A 20,478-nucleotide genomic window follows, 5' to 3' on the forward strand; every position below is an offset into this window, starting at 1 on the left:
CCGCAGCTCCGAAGCCGGCGGCCTCACGAGGCGCCCCCGCCTCGCCCGCCTCGGGAGCTTCGGCAGCCGCAGCCGACCCGGCGGCCACTGCCGCTCCGGACGCCTCGCCAGGCAGCTCCGCCTCGGGAGGTCCGGCAGGTGCCGCCGCCTCGCCCGCCTCGGGAGCTTCGCCGTGCTCGACCGGTTCGACGAGCGGCGGAAGGGCTGCCGGGGATGCCTCCCGCGTCTCCCGGGGCCCACGCGTGCCCTCCGGTACCGCGGCAGGCGCCTCAGGCGCCGCCTGAGCGGGCTCGGGGGCGTCGGCGGTGTCCGATGGCAGCTCGGCGGGCGCAGGCCGCTCTGCGGCCGTCTGCGGCCGCATGTCGGCGGCGGGCACGTTCGGGCCGCGGCCCAGGGTCCGGCGGGGCGGGCGGCCGGATTCGGCGGGAGAGGGCATCGCAGTCCAGGGTGATACGGAAGTTCGGGCCGATCGGCCACCCCAAGACTCCCATGAACCGCAGCCCCCGCCAGTGCCGGACCCGCCCCGCGCCCCCGGAGCCCGGCAGGGCGACCGCCGGGCCGAACGCAGGCCGCGCGGCGCGCTCGGGGCATCGTGAACGCCGGGCAGCACGGGCGCCGTCCGGCCTCGTACGGCACGGACCGGAAGGAGGGCGGGAGTCGGGCCCGGCGGGAGCGCCCCGGAGCCGGAACGGGGGACCGGACAGGGCTGCCGGGGTTCAGGAGCCGGGCCGAAAGTGCGGGAACCGGGCCGCCGGGCGGCGCGGACGCCGGGCCGAAAGCGCGGCAGCCGGGCCGCCGGGCGGCGCGGACCCCTCGGTGCGATCGCCGGGCCCGTCCCGCGCCGCGCGGGCCGCAAGGAGGTGCCACCGCCCCGGCCGACGGCGCGTCCTCCGGTTCGACGCGGGGAGACGGTCGGGAAGGCCGGGCAGGGCTGCCGGAGGGAGAGGGAGCGAGGGCCCGGGGCGGACGGAGCCCGGAGCCCGGAGCGGAAGGCGGGGTCGCGGCGGTCAGCGGCCGCGGAGCCGGCGGACGAGGATGCTCGCGTCGCCGCGGGATTCGAGGTCCGCGAGGACGACCGCCACCGCCTCGCGGACGATGCGGCCGCGGTCCACCGCGAGGCCGTGCTCACCGCGGAGCACCAGACGGGCGTGCTCCAGGTCCATCAGTTCCTCGGCGGAGACGTAGACCGTGATCTTCTCGTCGTGCCGCTCGCGCCCGCTCGGCCGGCGGCTCGCCGTCCGGCCCGGGGTCTTGCCGCGCCGGGCGGGCGGGGTGACAGAGCCTTCCTGCGGCCGCCGCGGGGCTCCCACCACGGGGTCCGTGCGCTCCGTGCCGGCCGCCGCCTCCCGGCCGCGGCCCTCCCCCGACGCCGCGGGGGCCTGCCCCGACGCCGCCGAGTGCTCCGGCGGAGCCTCCGGGGCCTCCTCGCCGCCCCGCTTCGGCGAGGACGACTGCAGCGCCATCCCGCCGGTCGTACGGAAGAGTTCGTCGGCTCCGGGCAGACTCACTCGGCGTGACACCGGGCGAGCACCTCCCTGGCCAACTGGCGGTAGGCGGCGGCGCCGACGGAGTTCGAGGCGTACGTGGTGATCGGCTCGCCGGCGACCGTGGTCTCCGGGAAGCGCACCGTACGGCCGATGACCGTGTGGTAGACGTGGTCGTCGAAGGCCTCGACGACGCGCGCCAGCACCTCGCGGCTGTGCACCGTGCGCGAGTCGTACATCGTGGCGAGGATGCCGTCGAGCTCCAACTCGGGGTTGAGCCGCTCCTGCACCTTCTCGATGGTCTCCGTGAGGAGGGCGACGCCGCGCAGGGCGAAGAACTCGCATTCCAGCGGGACGATGACCTTGTGAGCCGCCGTCAGGGCGTTCACGGTCAGCAGGCCGAGCGAGGGCTGGCAGTCGATGATGATGTAGTCGTAGTCGTTCATCAGCGGCTTGAGCGCCCGCTGCAGCGTCGACTCGCGCGCGACCTCGCTGACCAGCTGCACCTCGGCAGCGGACAGGTCGATGTTGCTCGGCAGCAGGTCCATGTTCGGGACGGCCGTCTTGAGCAGCACCTCGTCGGCCGACATGCCCCGCTCCATGAGCAGGTTGTAGACCGTCAGGTCGAGTTCCATCGGGTTCACGCCGAGGCCCACGGACAGGGCGCCCTGCGGGTCGAAGTCGACGAGCAGCACGCGGCGCCCGTACTCGGCGAGCGCGGCACCCAGGTTGATGGTGGACGTGGTCTTGCCCACACCGCCCTTCTGGTTGCACATCGCGATGATCTTCGCGGGACCGTGGTCGGTCAGCGGACCCGGGATCGGGAAGTACGGCAGCGGCCTCCCGGTGGGGCCGATCCGCTCCCGGCGCTGGCGGGCAGCGTCGGGCGCGAGTGTGGCCGCGTACTCGGGGTCGGGCTCGTACTCCGCGTCGGGGTCGTAGAAGTGCCCCTCGGGCACCTGGTCGTAGTCGGCGAAACCAACGGGCAAATCGCCGCTGTGGTCGCCGGCCGTGGAGTTCACGTCTAGGCCGTCCATGCTCTTTTGGGGCGTCGTCATGTGCTGGTGGTTTGCGAAGGTGCGGACTGCGACGGAGCCGACAGCTTCGAGCCCGGCAGGGCTCTGGCCCCGATCGGGCGTTCCTGCTCGACCACCCCCAGGAGTAAATGTCGACTCATTCACAAGTCGTCTTACCTCCTCGGACGTGACCAGGACACTTATCGATAGGTCAGCGTGGCACCATGCCGACGGTTGGCGACTCTATGGCGTGTCACCGCTCAGCGGCAACACAATCCACTGGACCCGCAACGATGTGTCGGCATCCGAACACCACTCTGTCAAGGGTGTCCGGCTCGCCTCTGTGAAGTTTCGCAGGTGCGCGAAAGGGTTAAAGGGTTACGTTCGAGGCGAGTTGAACAGCGGACGCACAGCCTCCGCAAACGCGTCCGGCCGGACCTTGCGGGCAAGGTCCGGCCGGATACGTGAGATTGACGTCAGTCGTTGACGTGCTGGTCGGGTCAGCCGAGCAGCGCGCTGAGCTCGACGGACTCCAGGCCGTGGGCCTCGGCGACCGGGCCGTAGACGACCTTGCCGTCATGGGTGTTGAGGCCCAGCGCCAGCGCGGCGTCGCGGCGCAGCGCCTCGGCCCAGCCGAGGTTCGCGAGCTGCACGATGTAGGGCAGCGTGGCGTTCGTCAGCGCGTAGGTGGAGGTGTTCGGGACCGCGCCCGGCATGTTGGCGACGCAGTAGAAGACCGAGTTGTGGACCTGGAAGGTCGGCTCGGCGTGGGTGGTCGGACGGGAGTCCTCGAAGCAGCCGCCCTGGTCGATGGCGATGTCGACAAGTACACTTCCGGGCTTCATCTTGGCGACGAGCTCGTTGGTGACCAGCTTCGGGGCCTTCGCACCCGGGATCAGCACGGCGCCGATGACGAGGTCGGCCTCGATGACGGCCTTCTCCAGCTCGTAGGCGTTGGAGACGATCGTCTTGACCTTGGTGCCGAAGACCTTGTCGGCCTCGCGCAGCTTGTTGATGTCGCGGTCGAGCAGGGTCACGTGGAAGCCCATGCCGATGGCGATCTGGACCGCGTTCCAGCCGGAGACGCCGCCGCCGATGACGACGCACTCGCCGGCGTGGGTGCCGGGGACGCCGCCGGGGAGCACGCCGCGGCCTCCGGCCGAGCGCATCAGGTGGTAGGCGCCGACCTGCGGGGCCAGGCGGCCCGCGACCTCGGACATCGGGGCGAGCAGCGGGAGGGCGCGGTTGGCGAGCTCGACCGTCTCGTACGCGATGGCGGTGGTACCGGACTCCAGCAGGGCGTCCGTGCACTCGCGGGAGGCCGCCAGGTGCAGGTAGGTGAAGAGGGTCTGGTCCTTGCGGAGGCGGTGGTACTCCTCGGCGATGGGCTCCTTGACCTTCAGCAGCAGGTCCGCGGTCGCCCACACCTCGTCGGCGGTGGCGAGGATCTCGGCGCCGGCGGCGACGTACTCGGCGTCGGAGATCGAGGAGCCGACACCGGCGTTCTGCTCGATGAAGACCTGGTGGCCGTTGCGGACCAGCTCATGCACGCCGGCGGGCGTGATGGCGACCCGGAACTCGTTGTTCTTGACCTCGCGGGGGATGCCGACCTTCATCGTCGATCACGGTCCTTGGCTCAGGGGATATTTCGGGGCACTTCCATACATACCCGTCTACAAGGCGCGCAACGGGATGCACCACGAGATGACGTGGTGGAGCCAGTCTAATGAAGGATGAGGTGCTGTCTAGCCTTGCAAACCAATAATCTCAGTCGTTACCACTGCGGATTTCGCAGGCCGCGGGGTCGTCTCCCAGCAACTTGTCGGCCGCTGAACGGTGCAGGCGCGCGGCCGCCGGATCACCCAGCCGGTCGAGGGTGTCGGCGAGGCGCACCTGCAGCGCTGCCTGAAGGCGCAGGTCCCCGGCCCGGCGGGCAAGATCGACCGCCTCGCGACAGGTGTGCAGCGATTCCTCCGGCCGTCCGGCGTACTCCTGGATTCGCGCCATCTCGCTCAGCGCCTTCGCCTGCCCGGGCACGTCCGCCAGCCGCCGGTAGCCCGCGGCGGCGGCGCGCCAGCTGCGCAGCGCGTCCCCGTACCGGCCCGCGTGGGTGTAGGCATTGCCGAGCCGCCCGTACAGCCGGGCCTCGTCCGCCCGCTCGCCCCGCGCCAGGGCGTGGGCCAGGGCCCGGCCGAACCAGTCGGCCGCCCGGTGCCAGTCGCCGAGCTCCTGGTGGGCACCGCCCACGGATTCCATCGCCCGGCCGGTGGCGTACGGGTCGTTCGCCGCCCGCCCGGCGTCCAGCGCGGCCCGGTAGCGGTCGAGGGCCTCGCGGGTCCGCCCGGTCTCGGCGTCCAGGTCGGCCAGGTTCAGCAGGGCCGCGGCCTGCTCGCGGTGCAGGCTGCGGCGCTCGGCCACGTCCAGGACCAGCCGGTGCAGCCCGTACAGCTCGGGCGCGGCCGCCGCGGTGCCGCGGTGTTCGGCGAGGGCCCGGACGAGTCCGGCGACGAGCCGGCGGGCCAGGGTGTCGAGGCCCCCGTCGGCCACGGCCAGCTGGGCGGCCGCGGACAGGGAGGGCAGCCGGGTGTCGAGCCAGGTGGCGGCGGACCGCCGGTCGGGGAAGCGGAGCGCGCGCGGCGTCCCCTCCAGCAACTCCCGTACGTCCTCCCCCTCCGCGGCGGCCATGACCTCGCAGGAGTGCAGCAGGCGTACGGTGCGCTCCAGCATCCGGGCCCGGGCCAGCTGGACCTCGGCGGGCCGCTCCCGGGTCTCCAGCAGCGGCCGGATCAGCGGGACGAGGCAGCCGGGCAGCAGGAACAGGCCGTCGGAGCCGTTCCGGACGAGGCCCAGCCCGGCGAACTCCTCCAGGACGGACTGCGCGGCGGCGACGGAGCAGCCGGCGAGGGCGGAGGCGGTGTGCGAGTCGATGATGCCGGCAGGCGCGAGCGGAAGCAGCCGCAGGGTCCGCTGGGCGGGCTGCGGCAGGGACTCGTAGACGAGCCGGAAGCCGCGGCCGAGCGGGCCCTCCCCGTCGGACGGCATGTCGTGCAGCTGCTTGGCTGTGTCGGAGACGGAGGCCTTGGGGTGCGCGGCGAGCCATCCGCCGACGAGGGCGAGCACGGCCGGCTGTCTGTCGCACACCTCGGCGAGCTTGTCGGCGGAGCGCGGGTCGACGGCGATGCGGGTGGTGCCGATGCGCTGGGCGAGCATCTCGACGGCGGAGGCGGTGTCCAGGCCGCCGAGGGCGCAGGGGCGGACGTCCGGGATCCCGGTGAGGGGGCCTTCGGCGGTGAGGACGACCAGGCAGTCCGGGTTGTCGGGCAGCAGGGCGTCGACCTGGTAGGGGTCGGAGGCGTCGTCGACGAGGAGGACGGCCCGCCGCCCGGCGAGCGCGGTGCGCAGGGCCGAGCTGAGCTCGTCCTCGGCGGCGCCGGGCGGGGTGGGCTCCCCGAGCCCTTCCAGGAGGGTGCGCAGGGCGCGTTCGGTGGCGATGGGCCGTCCGCCCGGCGAGGTGAGCCGGACGCGGAGGAGGCCGTCGGGGTAGTCGGCGGCGACCTCCCGGACGAGGGCCTCGGCGAGGGAGGTGCGGCCGGAGCCGGGGCGCCCGGCGATCAGCAGCAGGCGCGCCCGGGGGGCCTTGGCCTTGCGGCCGGAGAGGGTGTCGAGCCCCGTGCGCGCGATGTCCTCGCGCAGCTCCTTCAGCTCACGCCGCCGCCCGACGAAATCCGCCACGGATCCGCTCCTCTCCCTGCCTTCGGGGTGCGAGCGTAGTTCACGCTGAGCGACGACCCGTGGGGAGCGCGGCGGGCACATCGCCCGATCGGATCAGCCGATGGTCACACCGCCCTCCGTCCGGCCCATCGGGCACGTCCGGGCGCCGGCTCAGGCCTCGTACGGGCGGGCCGGCCAGGGGGCCTGCGCGGCGCGCAGGGAGTCCAGGCCGCCTTCCGAGGCCAGGGCGGCCTGGAGCGCCAGGACGCCGTTGACCAGGCCCGGGTTGCCGAGTTCGCCCGCCAGGACGCCCCGGACCAGGTCGGCGAGCGGGACGCGGGACAACTCCATGTCCGCCTCCTCCTCCGACACCGCGAAGCGCTCGCCCTCGGCCTCGGCGAGGTCGCGGGCGAGGAAGACCCGCACCGCCTCGTCCGACCCGCCGGGCGAGGAGAAGAAGTCCACCAGCACCCGCCACTCCCCCGCCGTGACGTGCGCCTCCTCGTACAGCTCGCGCTGCGCCGCGTGCAGCGGGTTCTCGCCGGGCACGTCGAGCAGGCCCGCGGGCAGCTCCCACAGCTTCCACCGCACCGGGTGCCGGTACTGCTTGAGGACCAGGACCCGCCCCTCCCCGTCGAGGGCGAGGACGCACACCGAGCCCGGGTGCGCCTGGTAGTCCCGGGTGGCCACGGAGCCGTCGGGCATCCGGACCTCGTCCGTCACCACCGCCGTCTTGCGGCCCTCGAACGGCCGGCGGCTCGACAGCGTCTCCCACGACTCGGCCGTGTCCTTGATGTTCATTCCCCGAAACCCTCCACACACGCGACGGCCGGGGTGCGGATGCCCGTACCCCGGCCGTCTACGTTATGCGGTCAGGCCGTCGTCACTTGCCCGACTGCTGGCGCTCCACCGCGGCCTTCACCAGGCCGGCGAAGAGCGGGTGCGGGCGCGTCGGCCGGGAGCGCAGCTCCGGGTGGGCCTGGGTGGCCACCAGGTAGGGGTGCACCTCGCGCGGGTACTCGACGTACTCGACGAGCTTGTTGTCCGGGGAGGTCCCGGAGAAGACGATGCCCGCCTTCTTCTCCAGCTCGCCGCGGTAGGCGTTGTTCACCTCGTAGCGGTGGCGGTGGCGCTCGTCCACGTACGCCTGGTCGCCGTAGACCTCGCGGACGATCGAACCCTCGGCCAGCTTGGCCGGGTACATGCCCAGGCGCATGGTGCCGCCGAGGTCGCCTGCGCCCTCGACGAAGGCGAGCTGCTCCTCCATGGTCGAGATGACCGGGTGCGGGGTGGAGGAGTCGAACTCGGTGGAGTTGGCCTCGGGGATGTCGGCCAGGTTGCGGGCGGCCTCGATGACCACGCACTGCAGGCCCAGGCACAGGCCGAGCAGCGGGATCCTGTTCTCGCGGGCGTAGGTGATCGCGCCGACCTTGCCGTCGACACCGCGGTCGCCGAAACCGCCGGGGACGCAGATCGCGTCGACGTCGGACAGCTGCTCCGCGGCACCGGCCGGGGTCTTGCAGTCGTCCGAGGTGACCCACTTGATCTTGACGCGGGCGCGGTTGGCGAAGCCGCCGGCGCGCAGCGCCTCGGTCACCGACAGGTAGGCGTCGGGCAGGTCGATGTACTTGCCGACGAGCGCGACGTCGACCTCGTGGTCGGGGTTGTGGACGCGGTCGAGGAGGTCCTCCCAGACGGTCCAGTCCACGTCGCGGAACGGCAGGTCCAGCTTGCGCACGACGTACGCGTCGAGGCCCTCGGTGTGCAGGACCTTGGGGATGTCGTAGATCGACTTGGCGTCGATGGCGGCGACCACGGCCGCCTCGTCCACGTCGCACATCAGCGAGATCTTTCGCTTGATGGAGGTCGGGACGTCGCGGTCGGCGCGCAGCACGATCGCGTCCGGCTGGATGCCGATGTTGCGCAGCGCGGCGACCGAGTGCTGGGTCGGCTTGGTCTTCAACTCGCCGGAGGGGCCGATGTAGGGCAGCAGCGAGATGTGCACGACGAAGACGTTGTCGCGGCCGACCTCGTGGCGGACCTGGCGGACGGTCTCGAGGAACGGCAGGGACTCGATGTCGCCGACGGTGCCGCCGACCTCGGTGATGACGACGTCGACGTCCTCGGTCGCCATGCGGCGGATGCGGTGCTTGATCTCGTTGGTGATGTGCGGGATGACCTGCACGGTGTCACCGAGGTACTCGCCGCGCCGCTCCTTGGCGATGACGGTGGAGTAGACCTGGCCGGTGGTGACGTTGGCCGAGCCGTCGAGGTCGACGTCGAGGAAGCGCTCGTAGTGGCCGATGTCCAGGTCGGTCTCGGCGCCGTCGTTGGTGACGAACACCTCGCCGTGCTGGAACGGGTTCATCGTGCCCGGGTCGACGTTCAGGTACGGGTCGAGCTTCTGCATCGTGACCCGCAGACCGCGCGCCTTCAGGAGCGCACCCAGGCTGGAGGCGGTCAGGCCCTTGCCGAGGGAGGAGGCGACACCCCCGGTGACGAAGATGTGCTTGGTCGTCGTGGCTGTGCTGTTTCGGAAAGCAGCGGGCGGCATCGCCAAGAGGGGGCTCCCGTGGTCGCGAAGTGAGGTGCGTCCGGCGCCGGCCACCGTCGAACCGGAAGGTCTCAGGGGGCGCCGAGGCTGCGGTTTCGGGGTGCCTGATGCACACAGGCAGACCACCGACCCACGGGGTACCAGCCTATCAGCGCCCGGGGCGCTCTGCCTCCGGCCACGCGCCGCTGCGGCGGCCCGACCGGCCGCTACCCCATGGCGTACCGCCGATCGGGCGACATCCTCCCTGGTCACCCGATTGGAGGAGCGGCACTGCCCCCGGGCTCTGAGAGATCACTAGGGTGCCGTCATATCCTGCTCGGATATCGCTGCACATCGCCGCCGAGCAGTCCGGCAGACGGCGCGACCCGGCCGCATCCGGAATCATGAGCTCAGTGCGGGGATCCACACACGGAAGACCGCACAACCGCGCAATGCAAGCGCCCTTCGGGGCGGACGTGGCCGTTTCGACTGGAGAAGCAACGTGTCCGGGCGCATCGAGGATTACGCACTGATCGGAGACACGCAGACCGCCGCACTGGTCTGCCGGGACGGGTCGGTGGACTGGCTGTGCCTGCCACGGTTCGACTCCCACGCCGTCTTCGCGAGCCTTCTCGGCACAGAGGACCACGGGTTCTGGCGGATCGGTCCGGCGGGCACCGGGGCTCCGTACGCCGACCGCCGCCGCTACCAGGGCGACTCACTGATCCTGGAGTCGGAGTGGGACACCCCGGACGGCACGGTCCGCGTGGTCGACTTCATGCCGCCGCGCGAGGACCACGGCCCGCAGCTGATCCGCATCGTCGAGGGCGTCAGCGGGCGCGTGCAGATGCGCTCGGCGCTGCGGATGCGGTTCAGCTACGGGCGGGTCGTGCCGTGGGTGCACAAGGTGGACGGCCGGACCGTCGCCGTCGCCGGCCCCGACTCCGTCTGGCTCGACACCGACACGCAGACGTACGGCGAGGATCTGACGACGTACTCCGACTTCGCCGTCGGCCCCGGCGAGCGGGTGGCCTTCTGCATCAGCTGGCAGGCCTCGCACCGCGGCGCACCGGAGGTGCCCGACGCCCCGGCGGCGCTGACGGCCACCACCGCGTTCTGGCGTGAGTGGGTCGACCACTGCACCTACCACGGCCCCTACCGGGAGGCCGTGATCCGCTCCCTGATCACGCTCAAGGCGCTGACGTACGGGCCCACGGGCGGCATCGTCGCCGCGCCCACCACCTCCCTGCCCGAGGAGATCGGCGGCGTCCGGAACTGGGACTACCGCTACACCTGGCTCCGCGACGCGGCGATCACCCTCTCCTCGCTGCTGCGCACCGGCTACCGCGAGGAAGCCCAGGCCTGGCGCGAGTGGCTGCTCCGCGCGGTCGCCGGGGACCCGGAGAACCTGCAGATCATGTACGGGATCGCGGGCGAACGGGAGCTCGGCGAGACGGAGCTGGACTGGCTGCCCGGCTACGAGGATTCCCGCCCCGTCCGGGTCGGCAACGGTGCTGCGCACCAGCTCCAGCTGGACGTGTACGGCGAGGTCACCGAAGCCCTGCACCTCGGCCACATGACGGGCCTCGCCCGCAGCGACTACGCCCAGGGGCTCCAGCTGAAGCTGATCCGCTACCTGGAGACCCACTGGGACCAGCCGGACGAGGGCATCTGGGAGGTGCGCGGCCCTCGCCGGCACTTCGTGCACTCGAAGGTGATGGCCTGGGTGGCGGTGGACCGGACGATCAAGCTGATCGAGAGCGAGGACGCGGACGGCCCCCTGGACCGGTGGCGCGAACTGCGCGACGAGATCCACCAGGACGTGTGCGAGAAGGGCTACGACAAGGAGCGCAACACCTTCACCCAGTCGTACGGCTCGAAAGAACTGGACGCCTCCCTGCTGCTGATCCCGCAGATGGGCTTCCTCCCGCCGGACGACAAGCGGGTCATCGGCACCATCGAGGCGATCCAGCGCGAGCTGTCCACTCCCGACGGGTTCATCCTGCGCTACCCCACCGCCGGCGAGGAAGCCGGCGTGGACGGCCTGGAGGGCGACGAGGGAGCCTTCCTGGCCTGCTCGTTCTGGATGGCCGACGACCTGGCGATGATCGGCCGGGTCGAGGAGGCCCGCCACCTCTTCGAAAGGCTGCTGGCCCTGCGCAACGACCTGGGGCTGCTGGCGGAGGAGTGGGACCCGCGGCTGCAGCGGCAGGTCGGCAACTTCCCGCAGGCCTTCAGCCACGTTCCCCTGATCGACACGGCCCTGCGCCTGACGGCGAGCGGCGCGTACGGCGGCTGACCTGCCGCGGCCCGGGAGGTGTGGGGTCCGCTGGGTCCGCCTACGCTGGAATGGTCCTTTGCCCTCCCGGCGGAAAGGGGCGGCCATGGCTCCCCTGTCGAAGGCGGGCACGGCGCTTGCCGCGCTCCGCGAGGATCTGGCCGGCGACGTGTTCGCGCCCGGCGACGCGGGCTACGACGGGGCCCGGCGCGTCTTCAACGCGATGATCGACCGCAGGCCGGCGGTCATCGCCCAGTGCGAGAGCGTCGCGGACGTCGTCACCACCGTGCGCTTCGCCCGGGACCTGGACCTGCACGTCGGGGTGCGCGGCGGCGGCCACAGCGTCGCCGGGATGGCCCTCAACGACGGCGGGGTCGTCGTGGACCTGCGCCGGATGCACGGGGTGACCGTGCACCCGGCGGCCCGGGCGGTCCGCGCGGAGGGCGGCGCCACCATGAGCCACCTGGACCGGGCCTGCCAGCCGTACGCCCTGGCCACGACGGGCGGCCGGGCTTCCACCACGGGCCTCGGCGGCTACGTGCTGGGCGGCGGCAGCGGCTGGCTGGACCGGAAGTTCGGGCTGGCCGTCGACAACCTGCTGGGCGTGGAACTGGTCACCGCTGACGGCATGGTGGTCGAGGCCACGGCCGAGGAGAACCCGGAACTGTTCTGGGCGCTGCACGGCGGCGGCGGGAACTTCGGCATCGCCACCTCCCTCACCCTGCGGCTGCACGAGCTGCCGGCGTTCTCCTTCGCCCTGCTGCTGGCCCTGCCCGAACACGGGCCCGCCCTGGCGCGCGCCTTCCGCGAGGTCATCGAGAGCGGCCCCGACGAGGTGGGCGGGGGCATCCTCTACCTGACCGGCTCGCCAGACGACTTCATGCCGCCGCACCTGGTCGGCACGCTGCTGGCCGCCGCGGTCGTGACGCACGCGGGCCCCGAGGAGGGCGTCCGCAAGCTCGCGGCACCGCTGCTGGCGGTCCCGCACGAGGTGGAGATCGTCAAGGCGACGCCGTACGCGGACTTCCAGTGCCTGCTCGACGACCCGCCCGACATGCGCAACTACTGGTCCGCCGAGTACCTCACCGGCATCCCGGACGAGATGCTCGACGTGTTCTGCGCCCGCGCGTCCGACATGCCCGTGCCGTCCGGCTGCCAGCACGTGCTGTTCCCGCAGGGCGGCGCGATCGCCTCCGGCCCGCCGCAGTGGCCCGTGCCGTACCGGGACGCGCCGTGGGTGGTGCACCCGTTCGGGATCTGGGAGGACCCGGCGGACGACGAGCGCGCCGTCCGGTGGGTCAAGGACGTACGGGCCGATGCGCAGCCGTGGAGCACCGGCGCGGTGTACCTGAACTTCACCGGCGACGAGGGCCCGGAGCGGGTCGTGGCCGGCCTCGGCCCGGAGAACCTGCGCCGGCTGGGCGAGGTGAAGCGGCAGTACGACCCGGACAACGTCTTCCGCTTCAACCACAACATCACACCGCATTAGCCTGCGGCACGGGCCGGGCGGTAGCGTCCCGAGCCATGGACAACCAGGGCGGGATCACCGTTCAGCGGGCGCTGGAGCTGCCCGGGCTGCGCAGCGGACTGCCGGAGGTGGTCGCGTGCGCCGACCGCCTGGGCCGCACCGTCCGATGGGTGCACGCGGGCGAGGTCCCGAACATCGCATCCCTGCTCAAGGGCGGTGAGTTGCTGCTCACCACCGGCCTCGGCCTGGGCACCCGCCCCGCCGAACAGCGCGCCTTCGTCCGCCGCCTCGCGGAACGCGGCATCGCCGCCCTGGTCGTCGAGCTCGGCCCGCGCTTCACCCGGCTCCCCGCCACCCTCGTGGACACGGCACGAGCCGCCGGCCTGCCCCTGGTCCAACTGCACCGCGAGGTCCCCTTCGTGGCCGTGACGGAGGAAGTCCACACCGAGATCGTCAACGGCCACTACGCGCTCCTCCGGCGCGCCGAGGAAGTACACCGCCGGTGCACGGAGGCGCTCCTGAGCGGCGGAGGCATCCCCCAGGTCCTGCACATCCTGGCCGACTTCACCGCCAACCCGGTGTTCCTGGAAACCCCCGACGGCCAGCTCCTCTACGGGGCCGGCTCCGGGGCCGGAGAGGCGGCCGCCGACCCGCTCCAGGTCTGGGAGGGCCTGCGCGGCCCGCGCGAAGCCGGGCCGTCCGGCCACACCGTCGTCGTCGACGTGCCCGGCGGCGGCCACGGCACCGGCTCGGTACGGGCGAGGCTCGTCCTCCTCGGGGTGTCCGCGCCGCTGATGCCCGTGCACCGCATGGCGGCCGAACGGACCGCCGGCGTCCTCGCCGTCGTCCTGATGCAGGCCCGGCAGGAGGAAGAACTCGCCGCCCGCGGCCGCGGCGACTTCCTCACCGACCTGGCCGAAGGGCGGATCTCCGCCGAGGACGCCCCCGCACAGGCACGCGTCCTGGGCTTCCGGCCCGGAGCCGGACCGCTGTTGCCCGTCGTCATGCGGCTGTCGACGGACCTGGGCCCGGCCGGGAACTGGGCGGTGCTCGCCCGTGCCGTACTGGAGGAGCTGTCCGCGGTCGGTGTGCCGGTGCTGCTCGGGGTCCGGCCGGTCGAGGGCCGCGTACCGCTGCTGGTGTCCCTGCGTGCCGAGTCGGAACGGACCGCGGTCGCCGACCGGGTCGCCGCCGCGCTCCGGGCCGGAGTGGAACGCGCCGGCCTCGACCGGGCCGCGGCCCCGCCGGCCGTCGTGGTCGGGGTCGCGGGAGGCTGGGCCGCCGTCTCCGCGGGGCTCCGGCACGCGGCGGAGACCGCCACCGCCGCCCACGGACTGCCCGCCCGGCCCTGGTACGACGCCCGGCGCCTCGACATCGACCTGCTGCTGTGGCGGCTGCGGGAGCATCCCGACCTGGCGGCCTTCGTGGACCGGGCGATCGGGCCCCTGCGGGCCCACGACGCCGCCTCGCGGCCGCCGCTGCTGCCGACGCTGGAGACGTACCTGGCGCATGCGGGGCGGAAGGCGGAGACGGCTCGGGAGCTGCACCTGAACCGCCAGACGCTGTACAACCGCCTGGCCCGCATCTCGGAGCTCCTGGGCACGGACCTCGACGACCCGGAGACGGTCCTCTCCCTCAGCCTGGCCTTCCGCGCCCGCCGCCACGCCACGCCTTCCTGACGCGCCCCTCGCACCACTCGGCGCCGGGACGCCACGCCTTCCTGACGCGCCCCTCGCACCACTCGGCGCCGGGGCGCCTCCCAGGCTTCGGCGCGCTGCGCCGAACTCCGTCCGGCGGGGCCGGCCGGTGGTCCCCCCACCGTCATCCCGGCGTGCCGGCAGCCGCCCGCTGAAAAATCCAGCCCGCGCGGCGTTTGAGCGCGCCGGGCGCGCAGCGCACGGAACCGGGTCCGGGGCCGGCCCCGGTTTCGGGAAGGGGCGGGCCTGGGGAAAGGCTCCGCGCAGCGGGACCGGGCACGGCGGCGGCGGTCGGAGGGCGGCGGCGGGTCAGCGGCGGCGGTCCATCAGTTCGTCGTAGACGGACAGGACCTGGGCGACCGCGTCGTCCTCCGACGGCCAGGTCGCCGCCTGGGCGCGGCCGGCCGCAGCCAGGTCGCGGCACCGGTCCGGGTCCGCCAGGAGGCGGGACACCGCCGTCGCCAGGGCGGCCGAGTCTCCGCAGGGGACCAGCACCCCCGCATCCCCGACCAGCTCCGGCACACCCCCCACGGCCGTCGCGACCAACGGCACGCCGAGCCGCAGCGCCTCCTGCGCCGGCAGCGACCGCGCCTCCCACCGACTGGGCAGCACCGCCGCATCGGCCGCGGCGAGCAGCTGCACCGCATCCCGGCGCCGCCCCAGCAGCCGCACCGGCAGCCCCTCCGCCTCGATCCGCCGGGACAGCTCGGCCCGCTGCGGGCCCTCCCCCGCGATCACCACCAGCGGTACGGGTTCCAGCCCCCGCCAGGCCCGCGCCGCGTCCAGCAGGACGGAGTAGCCGCGGTGCGGGACGAGGCTGCCGATCGCGATGACGAGCGGCCGCCCGACGGCGCCGAGTTCGGCCCGTACCTTGCCCGGATCCGCGCCGAGGGCGGGGGCGACGCCGGGGCCCGTCGGGGCGGCCGGGCGGGCCAGCCGGGCGTCCCGGGCGCCGCGGGCCCGCGCCTGGTCCACCTGGTCGGAGGAGGCTCCCAGCACGACGGCGGCGGCCCGCGCCACCTGGCGTTCCACGAGTCGGCCCAGCCGCCCGGACGGCCCTGCGGCGGCCGGTCCGCCGCCCTGCCAGGTGACGACCAGCGGCACGCGGCGCCCGCGCAGCGCCAGCAGGGCCCGCACGGCCGCCCGTACGCCGTGAGCGTGCACCACGTCCGCTCCGGCGCAGGCGGCCCGCAGCGCGCTCACGGCGTCGGGCGCGAACTGGGCGCCGGCGCCGGCGAAGTCGTACTCCCCTTCCGCTTCCACGGGGGCACACACCGTGACCCGGACCCCGCGCGCGGCGAGCCCGGTCGCGAGCGACCGCACGTGCGCGCTGCTGTCCGCGCCGGCACCGGCGAGCACCTGGACGGTGCGCAGGGGCGGCCGGCCATACGGCTGCGCGGGTGCCGGAAACGGGACGGGGGAGCTGCTCACGGGCCGAAGCTCCTGGATGAGGGGGCAGAGTCGCCGCCCAGGATGCCAGCCCGCACGCGCGTTCCGGGACCATACGGGTGCGGATCCCGCAGGAGATACCGTCACGCGCCCCCGAGCCTCACTCACACGGCGTAGCGTCTCGTCATCCCGACGCCACCTGCGCGCCACCCCGCGCCTCCCCACTCGCCACCCCCTGCCGCCTTTCGCTGCCGCCCTCCGCCCACACGCCTGCACGCGGGCGTACGGAGGCGTACCGGCGCGTCGCAGGGGGCGCGCATGCCGAGGGCCCGGAGCGCCGTGCGCCCCGGGCCCGTGCGACCGCTCCGCTCCGCTACGCGTCGGCGCGTGCCGCCGCCAGCAGTTCCTCGGCGTGCGCCCGCGCGGACACCGAGTCCTCGTGGCCGGCCAGCATGCGCGACAGCTCGCGGACGCGGGCCTCGCCCTCCAGGACGGTGACGCCGCTGCGGGTCACCGAGCCGTCGTTGGTCTTCTCGACCAGCAGCTGCCGGTCCGCGAAGGCCGCCACCTGCGGCAGGTGGGTGACGACGACGACCTGCGCCGACTTGGCGAGCTTCGCCAGGCGCCGGCCGATCTCGACGGCCGCCTTGCCGCCGACGCCCGCGTCGACCTCGTCGAAGAGGTACGTCGGGACGGGGTCGGAGCCCGCGAAGACGACCTCGACGGCCAGCATGACGCGCGACAGCTCACCGCCGGAGGCGCCCTTGGCGATCGGACGCGGCTGGGCGCCGGGGTGCGGCGCGAGCAGCAGCTCGACCTCGTCGGCGCCCGAGGGCCCGTACGCGACGCGCCGGCCGCCGACCTCGACGCCGTCCTCGTCGTCCGTCTGCCGGACGTCGATGGTCACCCGGGCGTGCGGCATCGCCAGTGAGGCCAGCTCCTGCGTCACGGCGGAGGCGAACCGCGTGGCCGCCTCCGTCCGGGCGTCCGTCAGGGCCTGCGCCAGCTGCGACAGTTCGGCGGCGAGCCCGTCCCGCTCGGCGGTGAGCTCCGCGATCCGCTCGTCGTCGCCTTCGAGCTCCAGCAGCCGCGCCGAGCTCTTCTCGGCCCACTCCAGCACCGCGTCGACGGAGTCGCCGTACTTGCGTGTGAGCTGGGTCAGGGCCGCCCGCCGCTCCTCCACGGCGGCGAGCCGCAGCGGATCGGCGTCGAGGTCGTCGGCGTAGCCGGCCAGCTCGCCGGCGACGTCGGACAGCAGGATCTGCAGCTCGCCGATCCGCTCGGCGAGAGAGCCGAGCACCGGGTCGTGGGACCGTACGGCCTCCAGGGCCCGGTACGCGCCCGCGACGAGCGTGTTCGCGTCGACGCCCTCGGGGTCCTCGACGTCGCCGGCGAGCGCTGCGTGGGCGATCTGCGCCGCCGAGGCCAGGGCTTCGGCGTGGCCGAGCCGCTCGGCCTCCGCCGCCAGCTCCGCGTCCTCGCCTGCCAGCGGCTCGACGGCCGCGATCTCCTCCAGCCCGAAGCGGAGCAGGTCGGCCTCCTGGGCCCGTTCCCGGGCCCGGGTGGTGATCTCTTCGAGTTCGGCGGCGGCGGCCCGCAGTCGCCGGTAGGCGGCCGCGTACTTCTCCAGCGGGACGGCGACGGCGTCGCCTGCGTACCGGTCGAGGGCCTGCCGCTGCCGGGCGGGCCTCAGCAGGCCCTGCTGGTCGGTCTGGCCGTGGACGGCGATCAGGTCGTCGGCGAGCTCGGCGAGCAGGCCGACGGGCACGGCCCGGCCGCCGACGTGGGCGCGGGAGCGCCCCTCGGCGGACACGGTCCGGCTGATCAGCAGGCTGCCGTCGTCGAGCTCGGCTCCGGCCTCCTCGGCCCGTACGGCCGCGGGCGCGCCGGGGCGCATGACGATCCGGCCCTCCACGACCGCCGCCTTGGCGCCGATCCGTACGAGGGCCGGGTCCGCGCGCCCGCCGAGCAGCAGCCCGAGGCTGGTGACGACCATCGTCTTGCCCGCGCCGGTCTCGCCGGTCACCGCGGTGAAACCGGGCGACAGCTCGACCACCGCGTCGTCGATGACCCCGAGCGACCGTATCCGCATCTCCTCAAGCACGGGACGACCATACCGAGGTTTGACGGGTGGCATGTGACGTCACCCGTCCGGAATTCTCCGAACGGATGTGCTATTCGCGACAGCGGGCGGGCTCCCCCGCCGGGCCCCGCTCCGGCGCTAGCGGGGCGCGCCGCGCCAACCCGACACGGGCAGCGCGAACTTGGCGACGAGCCGGTCCGTGAACGACGCGTGGTGCAGCCGGGCGAGCCGCACCGGCACCGCTCCGCGCCGGACCTCGACCCGGGCCCCGGCCGGCAGCTCCAGCATGCGCCGGCCGTCGCACCACAGCACCCCGTGCGGGACGCCGGCCTGCACCTCCACGGCCAGCACCGAGTCCGGCGAGGTCACCAGCGGCTTGGCGAACAGCGCGTGGGCGCTGATCGGCACCATCAGCAGGGCCTCCACCTCCGGCCAGACCACCGGCCCGCCCGCCGAGAAGGCGTAGGCCGTCGAGCCCGTCGGGGTGGCACAGACGATCCCGTCGCAGCCGAAGCCGGACACGGGGCGCCCGTCGATCTCCAGGACCACCTCCAGCATCCGCTCGGGGGCGGCCTTCTGGACCGCGGCCTCGTTCAGCGCCCAGTCGCGGTGGACCACGTCGCCGTTGGTCCGCACGAGCACGTCGAGGGTCATCCGGTCCTCGACCTCGTACGCCCGGGTCACCACCCGGTCGACGACCTTGTCCAGGTCGTCCCGCTCGGCCTCGGCGAGAAAGCCCACGTGCCCCAGGTTGACGCCCAGCATCGGCACTCCCGAGCCGCGCGCGAACTCCGCGCCGCGCAGCAGCGTCCCGTCACCGCCCAGCACGATCAGCAGCTCGCAGCCCTCGAGCGCCTCCGGGGTGCCCTCGGCCACGAGTTCCACCTCGGGCGGCAGCGGCAGGTCCCGCGCCTCGTGCTCCAGGACCCGCACGCCCAGGCCGCACCTGAGCAGACCCTGGACGACCAGCTCGGCGCTGCGGATGGCCGCCGGCCGCCCGGTGTGGGCGACCAGGAACACGGTCCGTCCCGCTTCCGGACGCCCTCCCCCCTCCGCGCCTTCCGGATCCGTGCGTCCCCCGTAAACCGTTGAAGCCGTTGAAACTGTTGAAGCTGTTGAACCGTTCGATCCCGCTGAATCTGTCACTGCGGCCCCTCCGCCACTGCACGGTCGACATCCTCCGGGTCGAGTGCCGGTGCCCCCGCCCGCAGCCACAGAAAGTACTCGACGTTGCCCGAGGGACCCGGCAGCGGACTCGCGGTCACCCCGAGCACACCCAGCCCCAGCGCCGCCGCCTGCGCGGCCACCCCGCGCACGGCCTCCGCCCGCAGCTCGGGGCTGCGCACCACGCCGCCGCTGCCGAGGCGGTCCTTGCCGACCTCGAACTGCGGCTTGACCATCAGCACCAGGTCCGCGTCGGGCGCGCAGCAGGCGACGAGCGCCGGCAGCACCAGGCCGATCGAGATGAAGGACAGGTCGCCGACGACGAGATCGACGGGGATCCCGTCGATCTGCTCCAGGGTGAGCTCGCGGACGTTGGTGCGGTCCTTCACGGTGACCCGGTCGTCGCTCTGCAGCGACCAGGCGAGCTGCCCGTAGCCGACGTCCACGGCCATCACGTGGGCCGCGCCGGCGCGCAGCAGCACGTCCGTGAAGCCGCCCGTGGAGGCGCCGGCGTCCAGGGCGCGGCGGCCTGCGACGGCGAGTCCCTGCGGCTGGAAGGCGGCGAGCGCGCCCGCCAGCTTGTGACCGCCCCGGGAGACGTAGTCGGGGTCGCTGTCGTCCTTGAGGACGACGAGGGCCGCGCTGGTCTCGACCTGGGTGGCCGCCTTGGTCGCGGTGGTCCCGCCGACGGTGACCCGGCCCGCGGCGATCAGCTGCGCGGCGTGTTCCCGCGAGCGGGCCATGCTGCGGCGTACCAGTTCGGCGTCCAGGCGGCGGCGTGCCACTCCTGCCACGTTCGGTTCAGCTCCTGTTTTCGTACGGTCCGGGAACGGGCGGTGCGTCCAACGCGGTCAGCGCGTCACGCAGGCCCCTGTGCACATCCTCGTACACCGCGGCGTGTCCGTCCGCCGTGAGGTGGTCGACGTCGGCCAGCCGGTCGAGGTGCGCGTCCACCGCGGCGTTCCCGGTGGGGGTGCGGACGAGGCCCAGCGGCGCGGGCCCGTCGGGCCCGTCGGAAGCCTGTGCGGCCCGGTCCGCGTCCCCGTGCGCGTCGCCCGGGGCCCGCTCGGGTACGTCGGGTCCGCCGGAGGCCCCGGCAGCCGCGGAGGGCTCCGGAACCGCGGGGTCCTCGGACGCGTCGGGCGCTTCGTCGCTCATGCCCCGACGCTACCCCGAAGCGTGCGAGCGGCCACCCGCGGCTCTGCGGTACGGTCGAGATCACGATGGCTACGATCGACGAGTGCCGAGCGGCATTGGACCGACTCTCCGACAACCTGGCGCGGGCCGACGGCGACGTGCGCGGCACGGCCGCCCTCGACCGCTCCCTGAGCTGCCACATCACCGACCTCGACCGGACCTTCACGGGCCGTCTCGACGGCGGCCGGATCAGGGTCGACGCGGTTGCCCCCGGCCCGCCCGCCGCGAAGGCGCAGATCCGGCTCGCGATGAGCGGCGACGACCTGGTCGCGATGGTCGCGGGGGAGCTGGCGTTCGCCCAGGCCTGGGCGGCCGGCCGGGTCCGGCTGGAGGCGGGCGTACGCGACCTGTTCCGGCTGAGGAACCTCCTCTAGTGCCCTGACCGGAAGGGTTCACCGCCCTCACGGCGCTCCCCGGCCACCGCCGGGAATGCCCCGGGGCGCGGCACCCCGCCGCGC

General features: G+C 73.7%; 15 protein-coding genes. 4 read left to right on the forward strand and 11 right to left on the reverse strand.

The annotated features are described in order from the left end of the window. Positions 1–1,007 precede the first annotated feature (1,007 nt). The 6 genes from HYE82_RS14235 to HYE82_RS14260 all read right to left on the reverse strand — a co-directional run bounded on the left by HYE82_RS14235 (position 1,008) and on the right by HYE82_RS14260 (position 8,765). Entirely contained in the window at positions 1,008–1,520 is a 513-nt protein-coding gene (locus HYE82_RS14235) for a hypothetical protein (RefSeq protein ID WP_179174403.1), read from the reverse strand. After that, entirely contained in the window at positions 1,505–2,542 is a 1,038-nt protein-coding gene (locus HYE82_RS14240; protein WP_256987213.1) for a ParA family protein, read from the reverse strand. The genes HYE82_RS14235 and HYE82_RS14240 overlap by 16 nt, the downstream gene beginning before the upstream one ends. Before the next feature lie 458 nt (positions 2,543–3,000). After that, positions 3,001–4,116 (reverse strand): alanine dehydrogenase, encoded by a 1,116-nt coding sequence (gene ald / locus HYE82_RS14245; protein WP_179174405.1) that lies wholly within the window; start codon positions 4,114–4,116, stop codon positions 3,001–3,003. A 151-nt stretch (positions 4,117–4,267) separates the two neighbouring features. Next, positions 4,268–6,313, reverse strand: a complete 2,046-nt coding sequence (locus HYE82_RS14250; protein ID WP_179174406.1) for a tetratricopeptide repeat protein — start codon at positions 6,311–6,313, stop codon at positions 4,268–4,270. Positions 6,314–6,382: 69 nt separating this feature from the next. Further along, a complete protein-coding gene (locus HYE82_RS14255; protein ID WP_179174407.1) occupies positions 6,383–7,012 on the reverse strand; it encodes an NUDIX hydrolase in 630 nt (209 codons plus the stop codon). Between the two features lie 82 nt (positions 7,013–7,094). Further along, complete coding sequence (locus HYE82_RS14260) at positions 7,095–8,765, reverse strand: CTP synthase (protein WP_179174421.1); 1,671 nt, start codon at positions 8,763–8,765, stop codon at positions 7,095–7,097. A gap of 481 nt (positions 8,766–9,246) precedes the next feature. Between HYE82_RS14260 and HYE82_RS14265 the strand changes: the two genes are divergently transcribed. The 3 genes from HYE82_RS14265 to HYE82_RS14275 all read left to right on the forward strand — a co-directional run bounded on the left by HYE82_RS14265 (position 9,247) and on the right by HYE82_RS14275 (position 14,169). Then, complete coding sequence (locus HYE82_RS14265; RefSeq protein WP_179174408.1) at positions 9,247–11,043, forward strand: glycoside hydrolase family 15 protein; 1,797 nt, start codon at positions 9,247–9,249, stop codon at positions 11,041–11,043. Positions 11,044–11,128: 85 nt separating this feature from the next. Further along, positions 11,129–12,511 carry an FAD-binding oxidoreductase gene (locus tag HYE82_RS14270; protein ID WP_179174409.1) on the forward strand — a complete coding sequence of 461 codons (1,383 nt, stop codon included), beginning with the start codon at positions 11,129–11,131 and terminating at the stop codon, positions 12,509–12,511. Positions 12,512–12,546: 35 nt separating this feature from the next. Then, on the forward strand, positions 12,547–14,169 hold the full coding sequence (locus HYE82_RS14275; RefSeq protein WP_179174410.1) for a PucR family transcriptional regulator: 1,623 nt from the start codon (positions 12,547–12,549) through the stop codon (positions 14,167–14,169). Positions 14,170–14,496: 327 nt separating this feature from the next. Here the strand turns inward: HYE82_RS14275 and HYE82_RS14280 are convergent, their stop codons facing one another. From HYE82_RS14280 to HYE82_RS38050, 5 genes are all read right to left on the reverse strand, one after another. Beyond that, the gene (locus HYE82_RS14280) at positions 14,497–15,618 is read right to left on the reverse strand and encodes a glycosyltransferase family 4 protein (RefSeq protein WP_179174411.1); all 1,122 of its coding nucleotides are present in this window, start codon (positions 15,616–15,618) and stop codon (positions 14,497–14,499) included. Between the two features lie 331 nt (positions 15,619–15,949). Continuing rightward, complete coding sequence (gene recN / locus HYE82_RS14285; RefSeq protein ID WP_256987216.1) at positions 15,950–17,668, reverse strand: DNA repair protein RecN; 1,719 nt, start codon at positions 17,666–17,668, stop codon at positions 15,950–15,952. Positions 17,669–17,797: 129 nt separating this feature from the next. After that, positions 17,798–18,679: an NAD kinase gene (locus HYE82_RS14290; RefSeq protein WP_179174413.1), complete on the reverse strand. Its 882-nt coding sequence runs from the start codon at positions 18,677–18,679 to the stop codon at positions 17,798–17,800. Positions 18,680–18,801: 122 nt separating this feature from the next. Then, complete coding sequence (locus HYE82_RS14295) at positions 18,802–19,617, reverse strand: TlyA family RNA methyltransferase (RefSeq protein WP_179174414.1); 816 nt, start codon at positions 19,615–19,617, stop codon at positions 18,802–18,804. A gap of 7 nt (positions 19,618–19,624) precedes the next feature. Beyond that, on the reverse strand, positions 19,625–19,981 hold the full coding sequence (locus HYE82_RS38050) for a hypothetical protein (RefSeq protein ID WP_256987214.1): 357 nt from the start codon (positions 19,979–19,981) through the stop codon (positions 19,625–19,627). Positions 19,982–20,046: 65 nt separating this feature from the next. Here HYE82_RS38050 and HYE82_RS14305 point away from each other — a divergent pair, with 65 nt between their 5' ends. Next, on the forward strand, positions 20,047–20,394 hold the full coding sequence (locus tag HYE82_RS14305) for an SCP2 sterol-binding domain-containing protein (protein ID WP_179174415.1): 348 nt from the start codon (positions 20,047–20,049) through the stop codon (positions 20,392–20,394). The last annotated feature ends 84 nt before the right edge of the window (positions 20,395–20,478 follow it).

It is taken from the genome of Streptomyces sp. BR123 (assembly GCF_013401435.1).
Lineage (GTDB): Bacteria > Actinomycetota > Actinomycetes > Streptomycetales > Streptomycetaceae > Streptomyces.